The sequence below is a fragment of the Drancourtella massiliensis genome (genome assembly GCF_016900655.1).
Classification (GTDB): domain Bacteria; phylum Bacillota; class Clostridia; order Lachnospirales; family Lachnospiraceae; genus Sellimonas; species Sellimonas catena.
Genome location: NZ_JACJKH010000109.1, coordinates 1 through 432, shown reverse-complemented (window position 1 = coordinate 432; position 432 = coordinate 1). Strand labels below are relative to the sequence as shown.

1 pseudogene is annotated in these 432 nt (G+C 45.1%); it reads left to right on the top strand.

What is annotated here, in order from left to right:
• Positions 1-28: 28 nt before the first annotated feature.
• Positions 29-432: pseudogene (locus H6A32_RS15945) on the top strand (ABC transporter permease); the annotation flags it as partial.

Sequence of the window (432 nt, the reverse complement as noted above, 5' to 3'; positions counted from 1 at the left end):
ACATCCCGGTAAAAGGCGGTGATGGCGTATGTTAAAACTGGCGTGGAAATACATGCGGTATTACAAAAGCCAGACACTGGCCATTTTTGTGAGCGTCTTATTAACAGCGTCACTGCTTTCTGGAATCAGTTCTCTGATTTACAGCAGCCAGAAAAGTGATTTGGCAAACAGGAAGACCATTTACGGTGACTGGCATTATTATGTTGAGACAGACAAAGAAACATATGTGTCTGTGCAGAGCGGCGACAAGGGAGACGGATATGATCTGGAACAATGTGGAAAGATGGAAATCCGCGATGTGGTTTCGGAAGAATTTTTAATCACGTTTATTCATGCGGACGAAACTTACCGCCAGATGGCACATAGAGAACTGCTGGAGGGAACCTTCCCGGAAAAGGAAAATGAAATTGCGGCGGACGGATATGTACTCAG